Raw genomic sequence first — 14,724 nt, forward strand, 5'->3', positions numbered from 1 at the left:
CCGACGAGCGTCGGGGGCGCACCGGCGGTGGCGGACGGCGACGAGCAGCCGCAAGGCGGCGCCACGGACGCCGCCCCCGGCGCGGACGGCGGCGAGGAGCCGCAAGGCAGCGCCGCGTCCGGCGACGGCGGCGGGCAGCCGCAAGACGGTGGGCGGGCGTCCCGCCGGGCGGGAGGGGCGGGCACCGCCGGACCCGCGGACGGCGACGCGGCCGGCACCGAGGAGGACGCGGCCGGCGCCGAGGGGGACGCGGCCGGGGACGGAGGCGCGGCGGAGGAGGCCCGCAGGGAGCGTATCCCCGTCGAGGCCGGGAAGGCGCTCAGCGGCCAGGCCGCGGATCTGCTCGCGGCGGTGCGCGCGGTGGAGCGCGGCGAGCGCGACGCCTCGTCGTTCTACGCCGAGCCCCGGCCGCGCCCACAGCCGCGCCCCGCGGCCTCCGTGCCCGCGGCACGTGGCGCCTCCGCATCGCCCGGCGCCGCCCTCACCGGCCCCGAACCCGGGCCCGAGCCCGGCCCCGCGGACGAGTCGACCATCGCAGCCGTACGCGAGGTGCTCACCTCCGGCGGCGCGCCGGAGGCCCTCGCCCCCCAGGTCGCCAGGTCCCTCGGCCCCGGCGCGGCCGACGCGCTGCGCGCCGACCCATGGGAGCTGCTCACCGTCCCCGGCATCCGCCCCGAGCAAGCCGACGGCTTCGCCCGCGCCCTACTAGGCGCGGATTGCGGTCCGGCCGACGACCGCCGCGCAGCGGCCCTCGTCGGCTGGCTGCTGGAGCAGGCCGCCGTCAAGGGCCACACAGCACTGGAGACTTCAGTCCTCCAGCGAGCCCTCGGCCAGAACGCGGTGCCGGACCCGGAGGCCGCGGTCCGCGCAGCCGTAGAGGCAGGCACCGCCCTGGTCTTCCAGGAGCCGGACGCCACCGCCGAACCAGTGGCGGACGAGGACGGCGAGGAGCACCAGCCCGTACGCATCCTCCTGGGCCTCGAGCGCCTGGCCGTAGCCGAAGAGGGCCTGGCAGACGGCCTCACGCGCTTGGTGTCCACCTTCGCGACGGCGAGCACCGCGGAGGCGGAGGCCCCCGCCCCGAGCGACTGGGACGCAGCCGCCGGCTCCGCCCCGTCGCCATCCGCAGCGGAGCTGATCCGTGCTGCCGCCGCCGCAGGACTCGTGCTGCACTCCGGCGGCGAGGCGGCCCGCGCCGAACCCGCCGCGCTGGTGAGCGCCGCAAGGTCCCTCGGACTGCGCGCGTACACCGCTTCCCACACCCTCGAGGGCCGGGCCCGTATGGCCGAACTGCTCGGCGAGAGCGCGTCCGCGCAGCCGGCTCCCGCCACGACGGGCTCGGCCCCGCAGCCGGCCCCGGCCGCCGTCACCATCTCCGGCCTCCTCGCCGGCTCCGAAGGCCCCGGTTTCGACGCCGAAGGCGTGCTCGCACTCGACCTCCTCGCGGTCACCGACGCGCCGCTGCTCGATGTCGAGGCCGCCGCCGCGCTCGTGGAGGCGTTGCCCGACGGCGCCCGGCTCGTGCTCAGCGGGGATCCCGCAGGGCTCGAAGCGACCGGCCCAGGACGCGTGTTCGCCGACCTCGCCGCCGCCCGCGGTTGCCCCGCCATCGTGTCGCGGACCCCGGATCCCGGGCCCATCGGTGAGCTCGTCTCCGGGATCGGGATCGGCGAGCTGGCCGAGGTCGAGGCGCCCGGTAAGGAGGTCGTCATCGTGCCGGCCCGCGATGCCGCCGAGGCCGTGCACCGGGCGGTGCAGCTGGTCGCCGACTCGGTGCCGCGCGCCTTCGGCGTTCCGGCCGGCGAGGTGCAGGTGATCGCGGTCGGCCACGGCGGCGCGGCCGGGACCCGCGCACTCAATGCGGCGCTCAAGGAGCGGATCAACCCTGGCCCGGGGAAATTCGGCGGCTTCGACGCGGGTGACCGGGTCGTGTACGTACCGGCGCCGGGCCGCGCGCTGCTCGGCTCCGTGGCGTCGGCCGACGACCAAGGTCTGCGGCTGCGCTGCCCGGGCCGTCAGGAGCCGCTCACGATCCGCCCGGACGCCGTCGCGGGCGGCGCCGTACGGCATGGGTGGGCGCTCACCGCGCATCAGGCCGCGGGGCGGCGGTGGCCGGCGGCGGTCGTGGTCGTCCCCGGGGATCCGGGTACGGAGCGGGCGCTGACCCGCTCGTGGGCGTACACGGCGTTCGGTCGCGGTGAGCGGCATCTGTCCGTGGTGCACGGGGCGGGGCCCGCTCTGGCGCGGGCGATCGCCGAGGTGCCGGGGCGCGAGCGCACGACTCGCTTGCGCGAGCTGCTGCGCCCGCAACCGGTCGCGGTCGCCGAGTGAGCTGAGGTCGCGCCGCCGCGGCGCACGGGTTGGTCTCGGTGCGGGTTGGGGAGGGCGGGTGCGGGCCGCTTGCCCGCCCGTGCCGCCCCACGGCGGCCCGTCCGCCCAAGCGGCGCGGCGCGTGCGCCCAAGCAGTCAGCGCCCGCTGTCCAGCGGCTCCAAGTCATCGTCCCCGTTGTCGAGGTCGTCGAGGGAGTCCGACTCCGTGTCGTCCTCCTCCTCGAGTTCCTCCTCCTCGAGTTCCTCCTCCTCGAGTTCCTCCTCCTCGAGCTCCCCCTCCTCGATATCCAGCTCCTCATCAAAAGCCGCACTCACATCAAAGCGGCAGATCACCTGCGCCGGATCAGCCGCGTCGAACGGCGCCGACAGCCACTCCCCCGGCTCCGACGGCTCCTCCGAAGCCGCCACCCACACCGTGGAGTCCCCCTCCGCGAGCCCCAGCTCGAGATGGCGCGACGCGATCTCGTCCGGCTCGTACTCGCCGAAGAGGACGCCGAGCGCCGCCGTCATGCTCTTGCCGACGCGCTCGCCGGACTCCTCGTCCTCACCACCGCCCCCAGAGGCGATCTCCACATCGGGATCGAGGTCCGCGATGCGCTGCGCCTGGGCGAGCAGCCGGTGGGAGTCCACGACCGCGTAGTCCCGGCGGATCAGCACGCTGAGCGCGCTCGGCTCCTCGGGACCGGTGTACGCGGGCAGCGTGTCGCTGCTCGGGATCTCGAAGGGCGTGACCTCGTCGTGGACGTCGTAGAGCAGCTCGTCATACGCCTCAGCTGCGGCGGCCAGCTTCTCGAAGGCGGAGTAGACGGCCGAGTCGTCCTCGCCCGACCGGTTCTCGACCGCCGCCAGATGGCGGTCGAGCGCGGCTTTGAGCGCCTCCGCGGCGGCGCGTACCTCGGCAGCGGTGGGCTGCGCAGCATCAGACATAGTGCAGACGCTATCCGTAGAGGGGGCCATTCCGCACAATGGATGCGATGCCGGAATACGAGTTTCGCGATGTGTACGTGCCGCGTGGGGTGACCCGGACCGCGGCGACCAAGCTACTGACCGACCACGCAGAGTACGGACACTGGGAGTTGGACCGGCTGCGCCTGCTGCCGGACGGCAGCCGCAGGGTGCGGCTGCGCCGCAGGATCATCCGTCAGCTACGCGCCACCTGGTGACGCACGGCGACGGGGCGGGCCCTATCGGCACCCGCCCCGTCCCCGTACGTCATGCCCACACGCGGCGCCTTACGCTGCCGCGCGCGACCGCCGGTACAGCACCGTGCCCGCGGCCAGCAGGCCGCCCGCGACCGGCAGCCCGATGCCGAGCAGGTCACGGTTGTCGGAACCGGTCTGCGCGAGCTGCCCGCCGCCGGGCTGCGTCTCGTGCGTGACCGGCTCCGGCTTCGGCGTCCGGTCGTCCGGGGTGTCGGGCGTGTCCGGCTTCGCCGGCGGCTTGGGCTTGCCCGGGTTGTCGGGCGTGTCGGGCTTGCCCGGGGGCTGCTCCGGCTCGCGGTCCTTCGGCGGGCTCGGCTGCGCTGCGTTACCGCAGTCGTTGCCGGTGGCGGCATTGCCGACGCCGACCGCCGTGACGGAGTTGCCGCAGACATTGATCGGCACGTCCACCGGCGCCTGCACGGCATTGCCGGAGGCGATGCCCGGCGAGCCCTGCGCGGAACCGTCCGCGGACGCGCCGCCGCGCCCAGCCGACCCCCCGCCGCCCTGGTCGGCACCGCCGCCCTTGTTGACGCACGAGTTGCCCTCGGCCGGATTCAGCAGACCGCCGACGCTGACGGTGTTCCCGCAGACGTTGATCGGCACATGGACCGGCACCTGCACGAGGTTGCCGGAGCCGACGCCGGGCGAGTCGGCCGTCGCGCCTTTCGCCCCGGAGTCCGCGGCCGCGTAACCACTCGCGGCGGCGAGCACACCGCCCGCGGCGGCCACGGTGATCAGGCTCTTCCTTGCGACATGTCGCATGGGTCGTTCCCTGCCTTACTTACCTTGCTGGAAGCGGACGGGTGACGGCCCGTCCGCTGAGTACCCAGCGAGCCCCGGAGCGTGCGTACACACTCCGGGGCCGCCGAGTCGTACCCTTACGGGCAGACGTGCAACGTCACTTGTTGATGCAGGTGTTGCCAGCGGCGGGGTTCAGCAGGCCGATGACATTCACGGTGTTCCCGCACGCGTTCAGCGACAGGTCAACCGGCACCTGGACGACATTGCCGGAGGCGACGCCGGGGGAACCGACGGCCGCGCCCTGGGCGCCCGAGTCAGCGACGGCCAGACCCGCGCCAGCGAGTACGAGGCCACCGGTGGCAGCCGCAGCGGCGACAACCTTCTTGATCATTCTTCCTCCTCATTGATGGTGCGGTCCCAGCCGCGGACCGCACCCTTTGCAACGAAGACGGAGCAATCAAGCTACGAACCTATGGTGTGGTTCACCCATTTCAGTCTGTATGGAGACGTACGTACGACTGTGGGCCCGACCGATCAACGGCCGGGCCCACAGGTGTTCTTGTTACGCCGGTGACGCCTCAGCAGGCGTCCAGGAAGCGGTCCAGCACCCGCACCCCGAACTTCAGCCCGTCCACCGGCACCCGCTCGTCCACCCCATGGAACATCCCCGCGAAGTCCAGCTCCGGCGGCAGCTGCAGCGGCGCGAAGCCGAAGCAGCGGATGCCGAGGTCGTCGAAGGACTTGGCGTCGGTCCCGCCGGAGAGCGTGTACGGCACCGCCCGCGCGATCGGGTCCTCGGCCTTCAGCGCCGACGACATCGCCTCGACCAGCGCCCCGTCGAAGGTCGTCTCGAGCGCCTTGTCGGCGTGTACGTCCTCCCGCTTCACCCGCGGTCCGAGCAGACGGTCGAGATCGGCGAGGAACTCCTCCTCGTATCCGGGCAGGAATCGCCCGTCGACATGCGCCGTGGCCTGCCCGGGGATGACATTGACCTTGTAGCCGGACCCGAGCATCGTCGGATTGGCGGTGTTACGGAGCGTAGCCCCGATGATCTTGGCGATGCCGCCGAGCTTGGCGAGGGTGGCGTCCATGTCCTCGGGGTCCAGCTCGACCCCGAGGGCGTCGCCGAGCTCGTCGAGGAACCCGCGCACGGACTTGGTCAGCCGCACCGGGAACTTGTGCCGCCCGAGCCGCGCGACGGCCTCGCTGAGCTCGGTGATGGCGTTGTCGGTGTTGGTCATGGACCCGTGCCCGGCCGTCCCGTCGACGGTGAGCTTCATCCAGTGCATGCCCTTCTGGGCAGTCTCGATGAGGTAGAGCCGCACATCCTCGTTGACGGTAAAGGAGAACCCGCCGACCTCCCCGATCGCCTCGGTGACCCCTTCGAAGAGCTCCGGCTTCTTCTGGACGAGATGCTTGGCCCCGTAAACACCCCCCGCCTCCTCATCGGCGAGGAAGGCGAGCACGACGTCCCGCGGCGGCTTGCGGCCGCTGCGCAGGCGGTCGCGGACGACCGCGAGGGTCATGGCGTCCATGTCCTTCATGTCGACGGCGCCACGGCCCCAGACGCACCCGTCGGCGATCTCGCCGGAGAACGGATGATGGGTCCAGTCATCGGCATTGGCGGGCACCACATCCGTATGCCCATGGATGAGCAGCGCCGGCCGCGACCGGTCCTCGCCCTCGATCCGCGCGACTGTCGAGGCGCGCCCCGGCGCCGACTCGAAGATCTCCGGCTCAAGGCCGACCTCGGCGAGCTTCTCCGCCACGTACTCGGCGGCGGCGCGCTCCCCCGGCCCGGAGTGGTCACCGTAGTTACTGGTGTCGATCCGGATGAGATCCCGGCACAGATCGACGACCTCGTCCTCACCGCTGACTTTACGGGCGGGCTCCTGGCTCACCGATACCTCCTGGTGTCGTGCGGGTCTGCCGCCTCCATCCTGCCTCGCCACGCTGCACAGCCCAAGGGCGGGTGATCGCGCACCCCCGGTTCTTTGCTAAGGTTCACCACGTCGCAACAAACGACAGCCCAAGTCCGGGTGGCGGAATGGCAGACGCGCTAGCTTGAGGTGCTAGTGCCCTTTATCGGGCGTGGGGGTTCAAGTCCCCCCTCGGACACAAGATCATCCAAGGCGTCGGCCGGTTCCCGGTCGGCGCTGTTTGCGTTTTCTACGTAGCTCTGCACGGCCCACATGGCCTGCTCGGTTTCCTCCGGGTCCGCGGCTTCCGTGGTGCGGCAGGCGGCCAGGTCACGGTGTACGGCGGCGGTGTCGATGCCTGCGCCGATCAGTACCAGCTCCGTTGCCGGTCGGTCGCCTCCGTGCCGGGACGCGGCGGGGGCTGGGGCGGGGGCGGGGGTGAAGCGCAGGAAGGAGCCCACGGCGTGCAGGGTGTAGCGCTGGTCGAATGTGGATGCCGGGAAGTGGACGTAGCCCTTGATGCGGTACAGGCCGGCGGTGCGGCGGTCGAGGAAGTTCAGCAGGCGGCGCGGGTGCAGCGGTTCCGTGGAGGTGAATGCCACGCTCTCGTACAGCGTGTGTGCGTGCCCGCTGTGGTCGTCGTCGTGCGGGTCGTCCTCGTGGGCCAGCAGGTCCGCGAAGGACAGCTGCCGCATCCCGGAGTCGCGCGGGCGCGGGTCGAAGAGGAGCTCCGGGTCGATGCGGCCGTACGACGTCTGGAGCACCGGGGCGCCGCGGCGGCTCAGCGCCGCCACCGTCGTCCGCAGCCGGTCCAGGGCTTCCTGGCCCACCCGGTCGGCCTTGTTGAGGACGATCATGTCGGCCGCCCCCAGGTGCCGGTCCAGCTCCGGATGCCGGGCCCGGGTGGCGTCGAACTCCGCCGCGTCCACCACCTCGATCAGGCCGCCGTATTCCAGTCGCGGGTTCTCGCCGGCCAGGATCATGCGCACCAGCTCCACCGGCTCGGCCAGTCCGCTGGCCTCGACGACGATCACATCCACCCGCCCGGTGCCGGCCAGCTGGTCCAGACACGCGTCCAGCTCGCTGGAATCGACGGCACAGCACAGGCAGCCATTGCCCAGCGAGACCATCGCGTCCACCTGGCCGGCCACCGCCATCGCGTCGATCTCGATGCTGCCGAAGTCGTTCACCACGGCCGCGATGCGGGTGCCGTCACTGGACCGCAGCAGCCGATTCAGGAGGGTGGTCTTACCCGATCCCAGGAAGCCCGCGAGGACGATGACGGGGATCGGCTTGCTGCTCAACGGGGTGCCTCCTGGACAGAACGGGCGGGAGCGCGCGCATCCGGCGCGACGTTACGGCGTCCCGGCCTCGCGGCTTCGAGGCCGTCCCCCAGCCTAGGAGAACGGGAACGGGGCACCGCGCTAAGGACTCCGCTGCGGCCTGAATCGGCCCGGAGTCGTGCCGATCGCCCGCTGAAACGTGCGGTGCATCGTCGCGACCGTGCGGAATCCGCAGGCCCGGGCGATCTCCTCGAAGGTGGCATCGCTGGTCTGGAGCAGGCGCCGGGCGGCTTCGACTCGGCTTGTCTGTACGAACGCCGCGGGCGTGGTGCCCGTTTGCCCGCGGAAGACCCGGCTGAACGCTCGTACGCTCATCGCGCAGCGGCGGGCAAGGGCGGGCACCGAAAGGTCGGCCTCGGGATGCTCGGCGATGAAGGCCAGGAGCGCGCGGAGCGGTTCACGCGTCGGGCGGCGGACTTGGAGCTGGGCGCTGATCTGGGGGAAGCCTCCCGGGCGGTGGACGAACATCACCATTTCGCGCGCCACTCTCAGGGCCAGTTCAGGACCGTGGTCGTGTTCGACGAGGGCCAGGGCGAGGTCCATGCCGGCGGTGACGCCTCCCGACGTCCACACGTTGCCGTCGCGTACGTAGACGGGGCCGGTCTCGACGTCGATCGACGGGTGGTTTCTCGCGAGTGCTTCGTAGAGCGACCAGTGCGTGGTCGCCCTGCGGCTGTCCAGCAGACCCGCCTGGGCCAGCAGCAATGCACCGGTGCACACCGACGTCACCCGTCGCGCCGACCCGGCTGAGCCGCGTAACCAGTCGATGAGGTCCCGGTCGCCGATTGCCTGGCCTATGCCGTAACCCCCGGCCACGACCAGGGTGTCGAGTGGCATCCCTACAGTGCCGAGGGGCTCGCTGCCGATGGTCAGCCCGGACGAGGCCGTGACCGTCCCACCGGTCGTCGATGTGAGGGATGTGGCGTACGCGGGAGCCGCCCCGAAGCGGTTGGCCAGTGCGAACACCTCAAGCGGGCCTACGACGTCCAGGCCCAGAACTCCCGGATATACGACGATGACCACGGCGCGAGGATCGGCGGCGTGCTCCCCTGTCATGCGGTCCAGGCTACGGCCGGATTTCTCGCTGATTCGGCCACCGGAGCCGGACACTGTGGACCGGCGCCCCACCCGCCAGCAATCTGGGCGGCCATGAGCACCCCAGACGTAGACGAGTCACAACGCCGTACGCCCGGCTGGCGCGCCCTAGCGCACCGCTGGCCGAGCGCGCTCGGGCTGGCGGCTGCCGCGCAGTCCCTGGTCACCGGCGCGGCGCGCGAGGGCGTCGCGACCACCATCTCCGTGGCCGCCGTCTGCTATCTCGCCGCCGCCGCGCTCGGCAGACCGTGGGTCGCGTGGGCGGGGATCGTCGGCGGCAGCCTGGTCGTGGTCGCCAGCGAGCTGGCCGGTCTTGCCTGGTGGGCGGGACTCGGCATCGCCGCGGTCGCACTCATCGCCATCGGGCTCAGCGGCAACGTCCCGCGTCCGCCGCTGACCGCCCAGACCATCGCCCTGGCCGGCTTCGGCGGCCTCGCCGTAGCCGGGCTGTACACGGCCCCCCGCCTCGGCCTCGCCTTGGCCGGAATCGCCTTGGCCACCCACGCCGTGTGGGACGTCATCCACTACCGGCGCAAGCAGGTGGTCCCCCGGTCCCTCGCCGAGTTCTGCATCCTGCTGGACGTACCACTGGGCATCGGAGCGATCATCCTGGCGATCATCGACTGACCGGCACCACACCAGGAAGAGCCGCCCGATGGCGCCGGCCGGCGCTCAGCCGGCCGGCGCCATTACGCGATCAGGCTCCCCCGCCTCCTCCCGGCTGAGTAACTCCATTCACCGTCAGCGTGTACGCCGCGTACTGCTGGACCTGCTCCGTCGGTTCGTCGTACGCGACGATCGCGACCACCTTCGGGAACAGGCTGAAGCGGGCCAGTGCGGCGCGGCTGAGGGTGAAGCTGTTCTTGCCGTTGTATTCCGCCTGTGCCGCGATCTTGTGCTTTTCGTCCAGGCCGATCAGGCGCAGGTTCCAGTTGTGCACCGTCGTCGGCTTGATCTCCGTCGGGGAGTCGAACGGCTCCACGCTGCTGCCGTCGCTCACCTGGGTCGCGCCGACCGTGATGTCGTCGATCAGCCAGCCGCCCTCGTTGACGCCGCCGTCGCTGACGTAGCGGAAGCCGAGCAGGATGTTCTCGCCCGCGTACGCCGACAGGTCGTACGAGTGCGCCTCGAAGCCCGTCGTCGTGCCGTTCACCGCCGGGCCGAGCGGGCCGGCCACCGTCTTGTTGCCGGGGACGGCCGTGTACGTCGATCCGCCGTCGGTGGACACCACGACGTAGCCGTAGTCGAAGCCGGTCTCGGCGCCGTACTTCGCCGTGAAGCGAAGCGTCGGGTCCGCCGTCGGCACCGCGACCGGGGTGACTGCCGCCGAGTCGAGGTTGCTGGCGTTCCCCGACCACAGCACCGGGTTGCCCGGCCGGTCGGGATCATTCGGCACCACGGTCCACTTCAGCGGCAGCGGTGGCAGCGTCGTGGCGCCCTTGAAGGACAACGAGCGCAGGTCGCGGCCCTTCAGCAGCGTGCCGCCCGACTTCTGCAGCGCCACATAATCCGCGCCGTTCGGCGCCGCCCCCGGATCGTCGTTCACGTCCGGATTCGCGAAGTTGACCGTCGCGCGCAGGCTCGGCGTGGTCACCGCGGACTTCGGGCGGCCCAGGAAGATGCCCCGGCGCTCGCCGATGGACTTGTCGACCAGCGTCGAGGTCTGGAAGTCGTGCAGCACCCGGTAGAGGTCCTTCGCGCCCTCCGCCTTCAGCGCGGCCTCCAGGCTGGGCAGGCCGTGCAGGGCGCCGTCGCGGTGCAGGCGGGTGATCAGGTCGGTGCCGTAGTGGTCGTACAGGTAGAGCATCAGCGAGTAGGCGTTGCCGTAGTCCGCCAGGAGTTTGTTCGGAGTGCCCTCGCCCCATAGGTTCAGCGAGTTCTCCGGGCCGCCGCAGTCCCGCGGGTTCGGGTTGGTCGGCGTCTGTACGGTGCCGAAGCCCTGGAAGCAGAAGAGATGGCTGTCGCCGCCGCGGTCGAAGACGGTCCGGGTGCCGTCGACGTAACCGACCAGGGTCTGGGCGAGGTCGGAGAGCCCCTCGTTCATCCAGGTCGTCTCGCCCGGGTCGGTGTAGTACTGCAGCAGGTGCTGCCACTCGTGCGCGAAGACGCCCTCGTACAGCAGCGGCCGGGCCGGCCGGCTGGTGCACAGGTCGCCCGTCGGCTCGTCGGCCGGGTCGGCGCCGGTGCGGTGCAGCCAGTCGAACGCGTCGATGGTCATCACATTGCGGTCGAAGAGCTCGTTGAACTGCGCCGAGAAGAAGCCGGCCGTGTACGTCGGCGCCTCCGGGAAGGTGTAGAAGTTGTCGTCCCGTACGTTGTCGACCAGCGTCACCGTACGGTCGCCGGCGCCGGTGTAGACGCCGCCGTTGCCGTTCGCGTCCGGCGGGAGCGTCGACTTGCTGCCGTCGCGGTCCGGCGGCGTGCTGAAGGCGGCCGTCTCCTTCGGGAACATCGTGGTGTCGAACTGGTCGGCCAGGTATTCCGCCTGCGCCTGGGTGACCTTGGTCGAGTCCGGGATCTGGGTACGGCAGTCGCCCGCCGGGAACGCGGTGTCGTTGGCGACCCAGACCTCGATCTTCTCCCCGACGGCCAGCAGCGTGTAGTCCTTGCGGTAGAGCCGCCCCTGGAAGTCGTCCAGGCCGAGCCACTGCCGTACGGTGCCGACCGGCGGCGTCTCTCCGGCCTGCTTCGGGCTCGCGTCGTTCTCGCCCTGGTACTTCGACGGCACCTTGACCGGCTTGCCGTCGAGCTTCAGGTTCTTGAAGTCCTTGCCGGTCAGCTCCCGGACGTCACTGGCCGGTCCCGGTTTCGGCTTGGGTTCCGGCTGTGGTGCGCCGGTTGCCGGGATGGCGGTGAGGCCTAGGAGCGGTAAGAAAAGTGCGGTGGTGACTGCCACGAAGGCACGGCGAATTGCCATGGGTCCCTCCCCGCGCGGAGCCGGCCCCCTGCCGGGCGCGCATGTGTTACCTAGCCCCAGGCGCACTCCGACGCAAGTGGCCGAACCATGCGGGCTCTTGCGGCTCCCTGTCCCCGCCGAAGATGACGGGAACGCGTCTGGTGCCCGGCCGCGGCCGTCTCGTGCACTGCTCCTATGACGACCGACCCGTTCACGCTCGGCGTCGCCTCCGGCGACCCCTTGCCCGACGGTGTGGTGCTGTGGACCCGGCTGGCGCCGGAGCCGTATCAGGTCGGGGGCGGGCTGCCGCCGGAGGCCGTCCCCGTGACCTGGGAGCTCGCCGCTGACGAGGGCTTCCAGACCGTCGTCGCCCAAGGCGAGGCAGCGGCCCTCCCCGAGGACAATCACACGCTGCACGTGGCGGTGGACGGCCTTGAGGCGGGTCGCAGTTACTGGTATCGGTTCCACACGGGCGAGTGGACCAGCCCGCCCGGCCGCACCCGCACCGCCCCTCCCCCGGACGCCCGCCCGTCAAGGCTTCGTTTCGGCCTCGCTTCCTGCCAGGCGTACTACCACGGCTACTTCACCGCCTACCGGCACCTCGCGGCCGAGGACCTGGACGCCGTCATCCACCTCGGCGACTACGTGTACGAGTACGCCGTCAACGCCAAGGGCGGCGACCGCAATTACACCGACCGCGTGCTGCCCGCCGTCTTCAACCGCGAGGCGATGACGCTGGGCGACTACCGGCTGCGCTACGCGCTGTACAAGTCCGACCCGGATCTGCAGGCCGCGCACGCCGCGCACCCGTTCATCGTCACCTGGGACGACCACGAGGTCGAGAACAACTACGCGGGCGCGTACGACCAGACCGGCAGCCCGCCGGAGGCGTTCCTGCCCCGCCGCGCCGCCGCGTATCGCGCCTTCTGGGAGAACATGCCGCTGCGCGAGCAGCACCGCCCGGCCGGGCCCGACGCGCAGCTCTACCGCCGCCTGCGGTACGGGACGCTGGCCAGGCTCGACATCCTCGACACCCGCCAGTACCGCTCCGACCAGGCGTACGGCGACGGCTGGCGGCGGCCGGGCCCGGCGCTGGAGGAGCCCTCGCGCACCATGACCGGCGCGGCGCAGGAGCAGTGGCTGCTGGACGGCTGGGGCGCCTCGGACGCGCTGTGGAGCGTCGTCCCCCAGCCGGTCGTCTTCGGGCAGCGGCGCGACCGCGACACCGCCGCGTATCTGCTCAACATGGACTCCTGGGACGGCTATCCGGCCGCCCGCGAACGGCTGCTGGCCGGTGCCGAGGCGGCCGGGGTGGCCAACCTCGTCGTGCTCAGCGCCGACGTGCACGTGCACTGCGCCCTGGACATCAAGCGCGACTTCGGCGACCCCGCATCGCCGGTCGTGGGCGCCGAGTTCGTCGCCTCCTCGATCTCCAGCGAGCGCGACGGCGCCGACCGGCTCGCCAACTGGGACGCGATGCTGGCGGCCAACCCCCACCTGCACTTCTACAGCGGCCGCCGCGGCTACGTCATCCTGGAGCTGGACGAGCAGCAGGCCCGCGCCGACTTCCGCACCGTCCCGTACGTCACCACCCCGGGCGCCCCGGTCACCACGGCGGCGTCGTACGCGGTCGAGGCGGGCCGCCCGGGCCTGCGCCCCGTGCCGTAACTGGCCGGGGGTTGACCCTTCCGGTACGGAGGACTTCACTCGGCTCAGGCAAAGGCGCCGCACCGCTCCGCCCCATTCCTCCTCATCCCATTCCGGCAGGGGGCCAGATGTTCCAGAACGCCGACGAGGCCAGGGGATTCATCCGGGACCAGGACGTGAAGTTCGTGGACGTCCGCTTCTGCGATCTCCCGGGGATCATGCAGCACTTCACCGTGCCGGTGGAGGCCTTCGACCCCGAGGAACAGCTGATGTTCGACGGCTCGTCGATCCGCGGCTTCCAGGCCATCCACGAGTCCGACATGGCGCTCCGCGCCGACCTGGCGACGGCCCGGCTCGACCCGTTCCGCAAGGACACGACGCTCAACGTCAACTTCTTCATCCACGATCCGATCACCGGCGAGCAGTACAGCCGCGACCCGCGGAATGTGGCGAAGAAGGCCGAGACGTACCTGTCCTCGACGGGCATCGCGGACGCCGCGTATTTCGGCCCGGAGGCGGAGTTCTACGTCTTCGACAGCGCCCGCTTCGAGACCACCGCCAACCGGGCGGTGTACGAGGTCGACTCGGAGGCGGGCGCCTGGAATACGGGCGCCATCGAGGACGGCGGCAACCGCGGCTACAAGGTCCGCTACAAGGGCGGCTATTTCCCGGCACCCCCGGTCGACCACTTCGCCGACCTGCGCGCGCAGATGACCCTCACCCTGATCGAGAGCGGCATCCTGGTCGAGAAGCAGCACCACGAGGTGGGCACGGCGGGCCAGGCCGAGATCAACTACAAGTTCAACACGCTGCTGCACGCCGCCGACGACCTGATGCTCTACAAGTACATCGTCAAGAACACAGCCTGGCAGCACGGCAAAACAGCCACCTTCATGCCCAAGCCGATCTTCGGCGACAACGGCTCCGGCATGCACACCCACCAGTCCCTGTGGCGCGCCTCAGAGCCCCTCTTCTACGACCAGCAGGGCTACGCCGGCCTCTCCGACCTCGCCCGCCACTACATCGGCGGCCTCCTCCGCCACGCCCCCGCCCTGCTCGCCTTCACCAACCCAACGGTCAACTCCTACCACCGCCTCGTCCCCGGCTTCGAAGCCCCGGTCAACCTCGTCTACTCCCAACGCAACCGCTCCGCGGCAATCCGCATCCCCATCACGGGCCCGAGCCCACGCGCCAAGCGCCTGGAATTCCGCGCCCCGGACCCGAGCTGCAACCCGTACCTCGCCTTCTCGGCCATGCTCCTGGCAGGCCTGGACGGCATCCGCAACAAGACAGAGCCGGCCGAACCAGTGGACAAGGACCTCTACGAACTGGCCCCGGACGAACACGCCGGCGTCCCCCAGGTCCCGACCTCCCTGCCCGCGGTCCTGGACGCCCTGGAGGCCGACCACGAATTCCTGCTCCAGGGCGGCGTCTTCACGGCCGACCTGATCGAGACCTGGATCGACTTCAAACGCACCAACGAGATCGCCCCGCTGCAGCTCCGCCCGCATCCACACGAGTTCGAGCTGTACTTCGACGTCTGACAAAAA

General features: G+C 71.1%; 10 protein-coding genes, 1 tRNA gene and 2 pseudogenes. 6 read left to right on the forward strand and 7 right to left on the reverse strand.

Annotated elements, in window-relative coordinates; genetic code table 11:
• Positions 1-27 precede the first annotated feature (27 nt).
• The gene (locus tag ACNNMR_RS06730; protein ID WP_420000277.1) at positions 28-2,331 is read left to right on the forward strand and encodes a helix-hairpin-helix domain-containing protein; all 2,304 of its coding nucleotides are present in this window, start codon (positions 28-30) and stop codon (positions 2,329-2,331) included.
• A gap of 135 nt (positions 2,332-2,466) precedes the next feature.
• Here ACNNMR_RS06730 and ACNNMR_RS06735 read toward each other — a convergent pair whose 3' ends face one another.
• Positions 2,467-3,258: a hypothetical protein gene (locus ACNNMR_RS06735; RefSeq protein ID WP_419993602.1), complete on the reverse strand. Its 792-nt coding sequence runs from the start codon at positions 3,256-3,258 to the stop codon at positions 2,467-2,469.
• Between the two features lie 47 nt (positions 3,259-3,305).
• On the opposite strand from ACNNMR_RS06735, the gene ACNNMR_RS06740 reads away from it, so the two are divergent.
• Positions 3,306-3,494, forward strand: coding sequence for a DUF5703 family protein (locus tag ACNNMR_RS06740; RefSeq protein WP_165240224.1), 189 nt, complete (start codon positions 3,306-3,308; stop codon positions 3,492-3,494).
• A 69-nt stretch (positions 3,495-3,563) separates the two neighbouring features.
• Here the strand turns inward: ACNNMR_RS06740 and ACNNMR_RS06745 are convergent, their stop codons facing one another.
• The 3 genes from ACNNMR_RS06745 to ACNNMR_RS06755 form a co-directional block, all read right to left on the reverse strand.
• Complete coding sequence (locus tag ACNNMR_RS06745) at positions 3,564-4,295, reverse strand: chaplin (RefSeq protein WP_419993603.1); 732 nt, start codon at positions 4,293-4,295, stop codon at positions 3,564-3,566.
• Positions 4,296-4,431: 136 nt separating this feature from the next.
• A complete protein-coding gene (locus ACNNMR_RS06750; protein WP_165240222.1) occupies positions 4,432-4,665 on the reverse strand; it encodes a chaplin in 234 nt (77 codons plus the stop codon).
• Between the two features lie 187 nt (positions 4,666-4,852).
• Positions 4,853-6,175 carry a M20/M25/M40 family metallo-hydrolase gene (locus tag ACNNMR_RS06755; RefSeq protein WP_419993604.1) on the reverse strand — a complete coding sequence of 441 codons (1,323 nt, stop codon included), beginning with the start codon at positions 6,173-6,175 and terminating at the stop codon, positions 4,853-4,855.
• A gap of 132 nt (positions 6,176-6,307) precedes the next feature.
• On the opposite strand from ACNNMR_RS06755, the gene ACNNMR_RS06760 reads away from it, so the two are divergent.
• Positions 6,308-6,392: transfer RNA gene (locus ACNNMR_RS06760), tRNA-Leu, on the forward strand.
• A 49-nt stretch (positions 6,393-6,441) separates the two neighbouring features.
• Here the strand turns inward: ACNNMR_RS06760 and ACNNMR_RS06765 are convergent.
• Positions 6,442-7,497, reverse strand: a pseudogene (locus ACNNMR_RS06765) (CobW family GTP-binding protein); the annotation flags it as partial.
• A 120-nt stretch (positions 7,498-7,617) separates the two neighbouring features.
• On the reverse strand, positions 7,618-8,592 hold the full coding sequence (locus tag ACNNMR_RS06770; protein ID WP_419993605.1) for a GlxA family transcriptional regulator: 975 nt from the start codon (positions 8,590-8,592) through the stop codon (positions 7,618-7,620).
• Between the two features lie 93 nt (positions 8,593-8,685).
• Here ACNNMR_RS06770 and ACNNMR_RS06775 point away from each other — a divergent pair, with 93 nt between their 5' ends.
• The gene (locus ACNNMR_RS06775; protein WP_419993606.1) at positions 8,686-9,258 is read left to right on the forward strand and encodes a hypothetical protein; all 573 of its coding nucleotides are present in this window, start codon (positions 8,686-8,688) and stop codon (positions 9,256-9,258) included.
• Positions 9,259-9,328: 70 nt separating this feature from the next.
• On the opposite strand, the gene ACNNMR_RS06780 is transcribed toward ACNNMR_RS06775, so the two are convergent.
• On the reverse strand, positions 9,329-11,548 hold the full coding sequence (locus tag ACNNMR_RS06780; protein ID WP_419993607.1) for a choice-of-anchor J domain-containing protein: 2,220 nt from the start codon (positions 11,546-11,548) through the stop codon (positions 9,329-9,331).
• 144 nt (positions 11,549-11,692) lie between these two features.
• Between ACNNMR_RS06780 and ACNNMR_RS06785 the strand changes: the two are divergent.
• Both ACNNMR_RS06785 and glnA read left to right on the forward strand, forming a co-directional pair.
• A pseudogene (locus ACNNMR_RS06785) lies at positions 11,693-13,195 on the forward strand (alkaline phosphatase D family protein); the annotation flags it as partial.
• A gap of 107 nt (positions 13,196-13,302) precedes the next feature.
• On the forward strand, positions 13,303-14,718 hold the full coding sequence (gene glnA / locus ACNNMR_RS06790; protein WP_419993608.1) for a type I glutamate--ammonia ligase: 1,416 nt from the start codon (positions 13,303-13,305) through the stop codon (positions 14,716-14,718).
• Positions 14,719-14,724 lie beyond the last annotated feature (6 nt).

It is taken from the genome of Streptomyces boninensis (genome assembly GCF_048572725.1).
GTDB lineage: Bacteria > Actinomycetota > Actinomycetes > Streptomycetales > Streptomycetaceae > Streptomyces > Streptomyces boninensis.

Bases quoted from the DNA above. Each gene is read 5' to 3' on its own strand.
- ACNNMR_RS06775 (WP_419993606.1), top strand. From the start codon at position 8,686: ATGAGCACCCCAGACGTAGACGAGTCACAACGCCGTACGCCCGGCTGG.
- glnA (WP_419993608.1), top strand. From the start codon at position 13,303: ATGTTCCAGAACGCCGACGAGGCCAGGGGATTCATCCGGGACCAGGAC.
- ACNNMR_RS06780 (WP_419993607.1), bottom strand. From the start codon at position 11,548: ATGGCAATTCGCCGTGCCTTCGTGGCAGTCACCACCGCACTTTTCTTA.
- ACNNMR_RS06750 (WP_165240222.1), bottom strand. From the start codon at position 4,665: ATGATCAAGAAGGTTGTCGCCGCTGCGGCTGCCACCGGTGGCCTCGTA.
- ACNNMR_RS06745 (WP_419993603.1), bottom strand. From the start codon at position 4,295: ATGCGACATGTCGCAAGGAAGAGCCTGATCACCGTGGCCGCCGCGGGC.
- ACNNMR_RS06770 (WP_419993605.1), bottom strand. From the start codon at position 8,592: ATGACAGGGGAGCACGCCGCCGATCCTCGCGCCGTGGTCATCGTCGTA.
- ACNNMR_RS06735 (WP_419993602.1), bottom strand. From the start codon at position 3,258: ATGTCTGATGCTGCGCAGCCCACCGCTGCCGAGGTACGCGCCGCCGCG.
- ACNNMR_RS06740 (WP_165240224.1), top strand. From the start codon at position 3,306: ATGCCGGAATACGAGTTTCGCGATGTGTACGTGCCGCGTGGGGTGACC.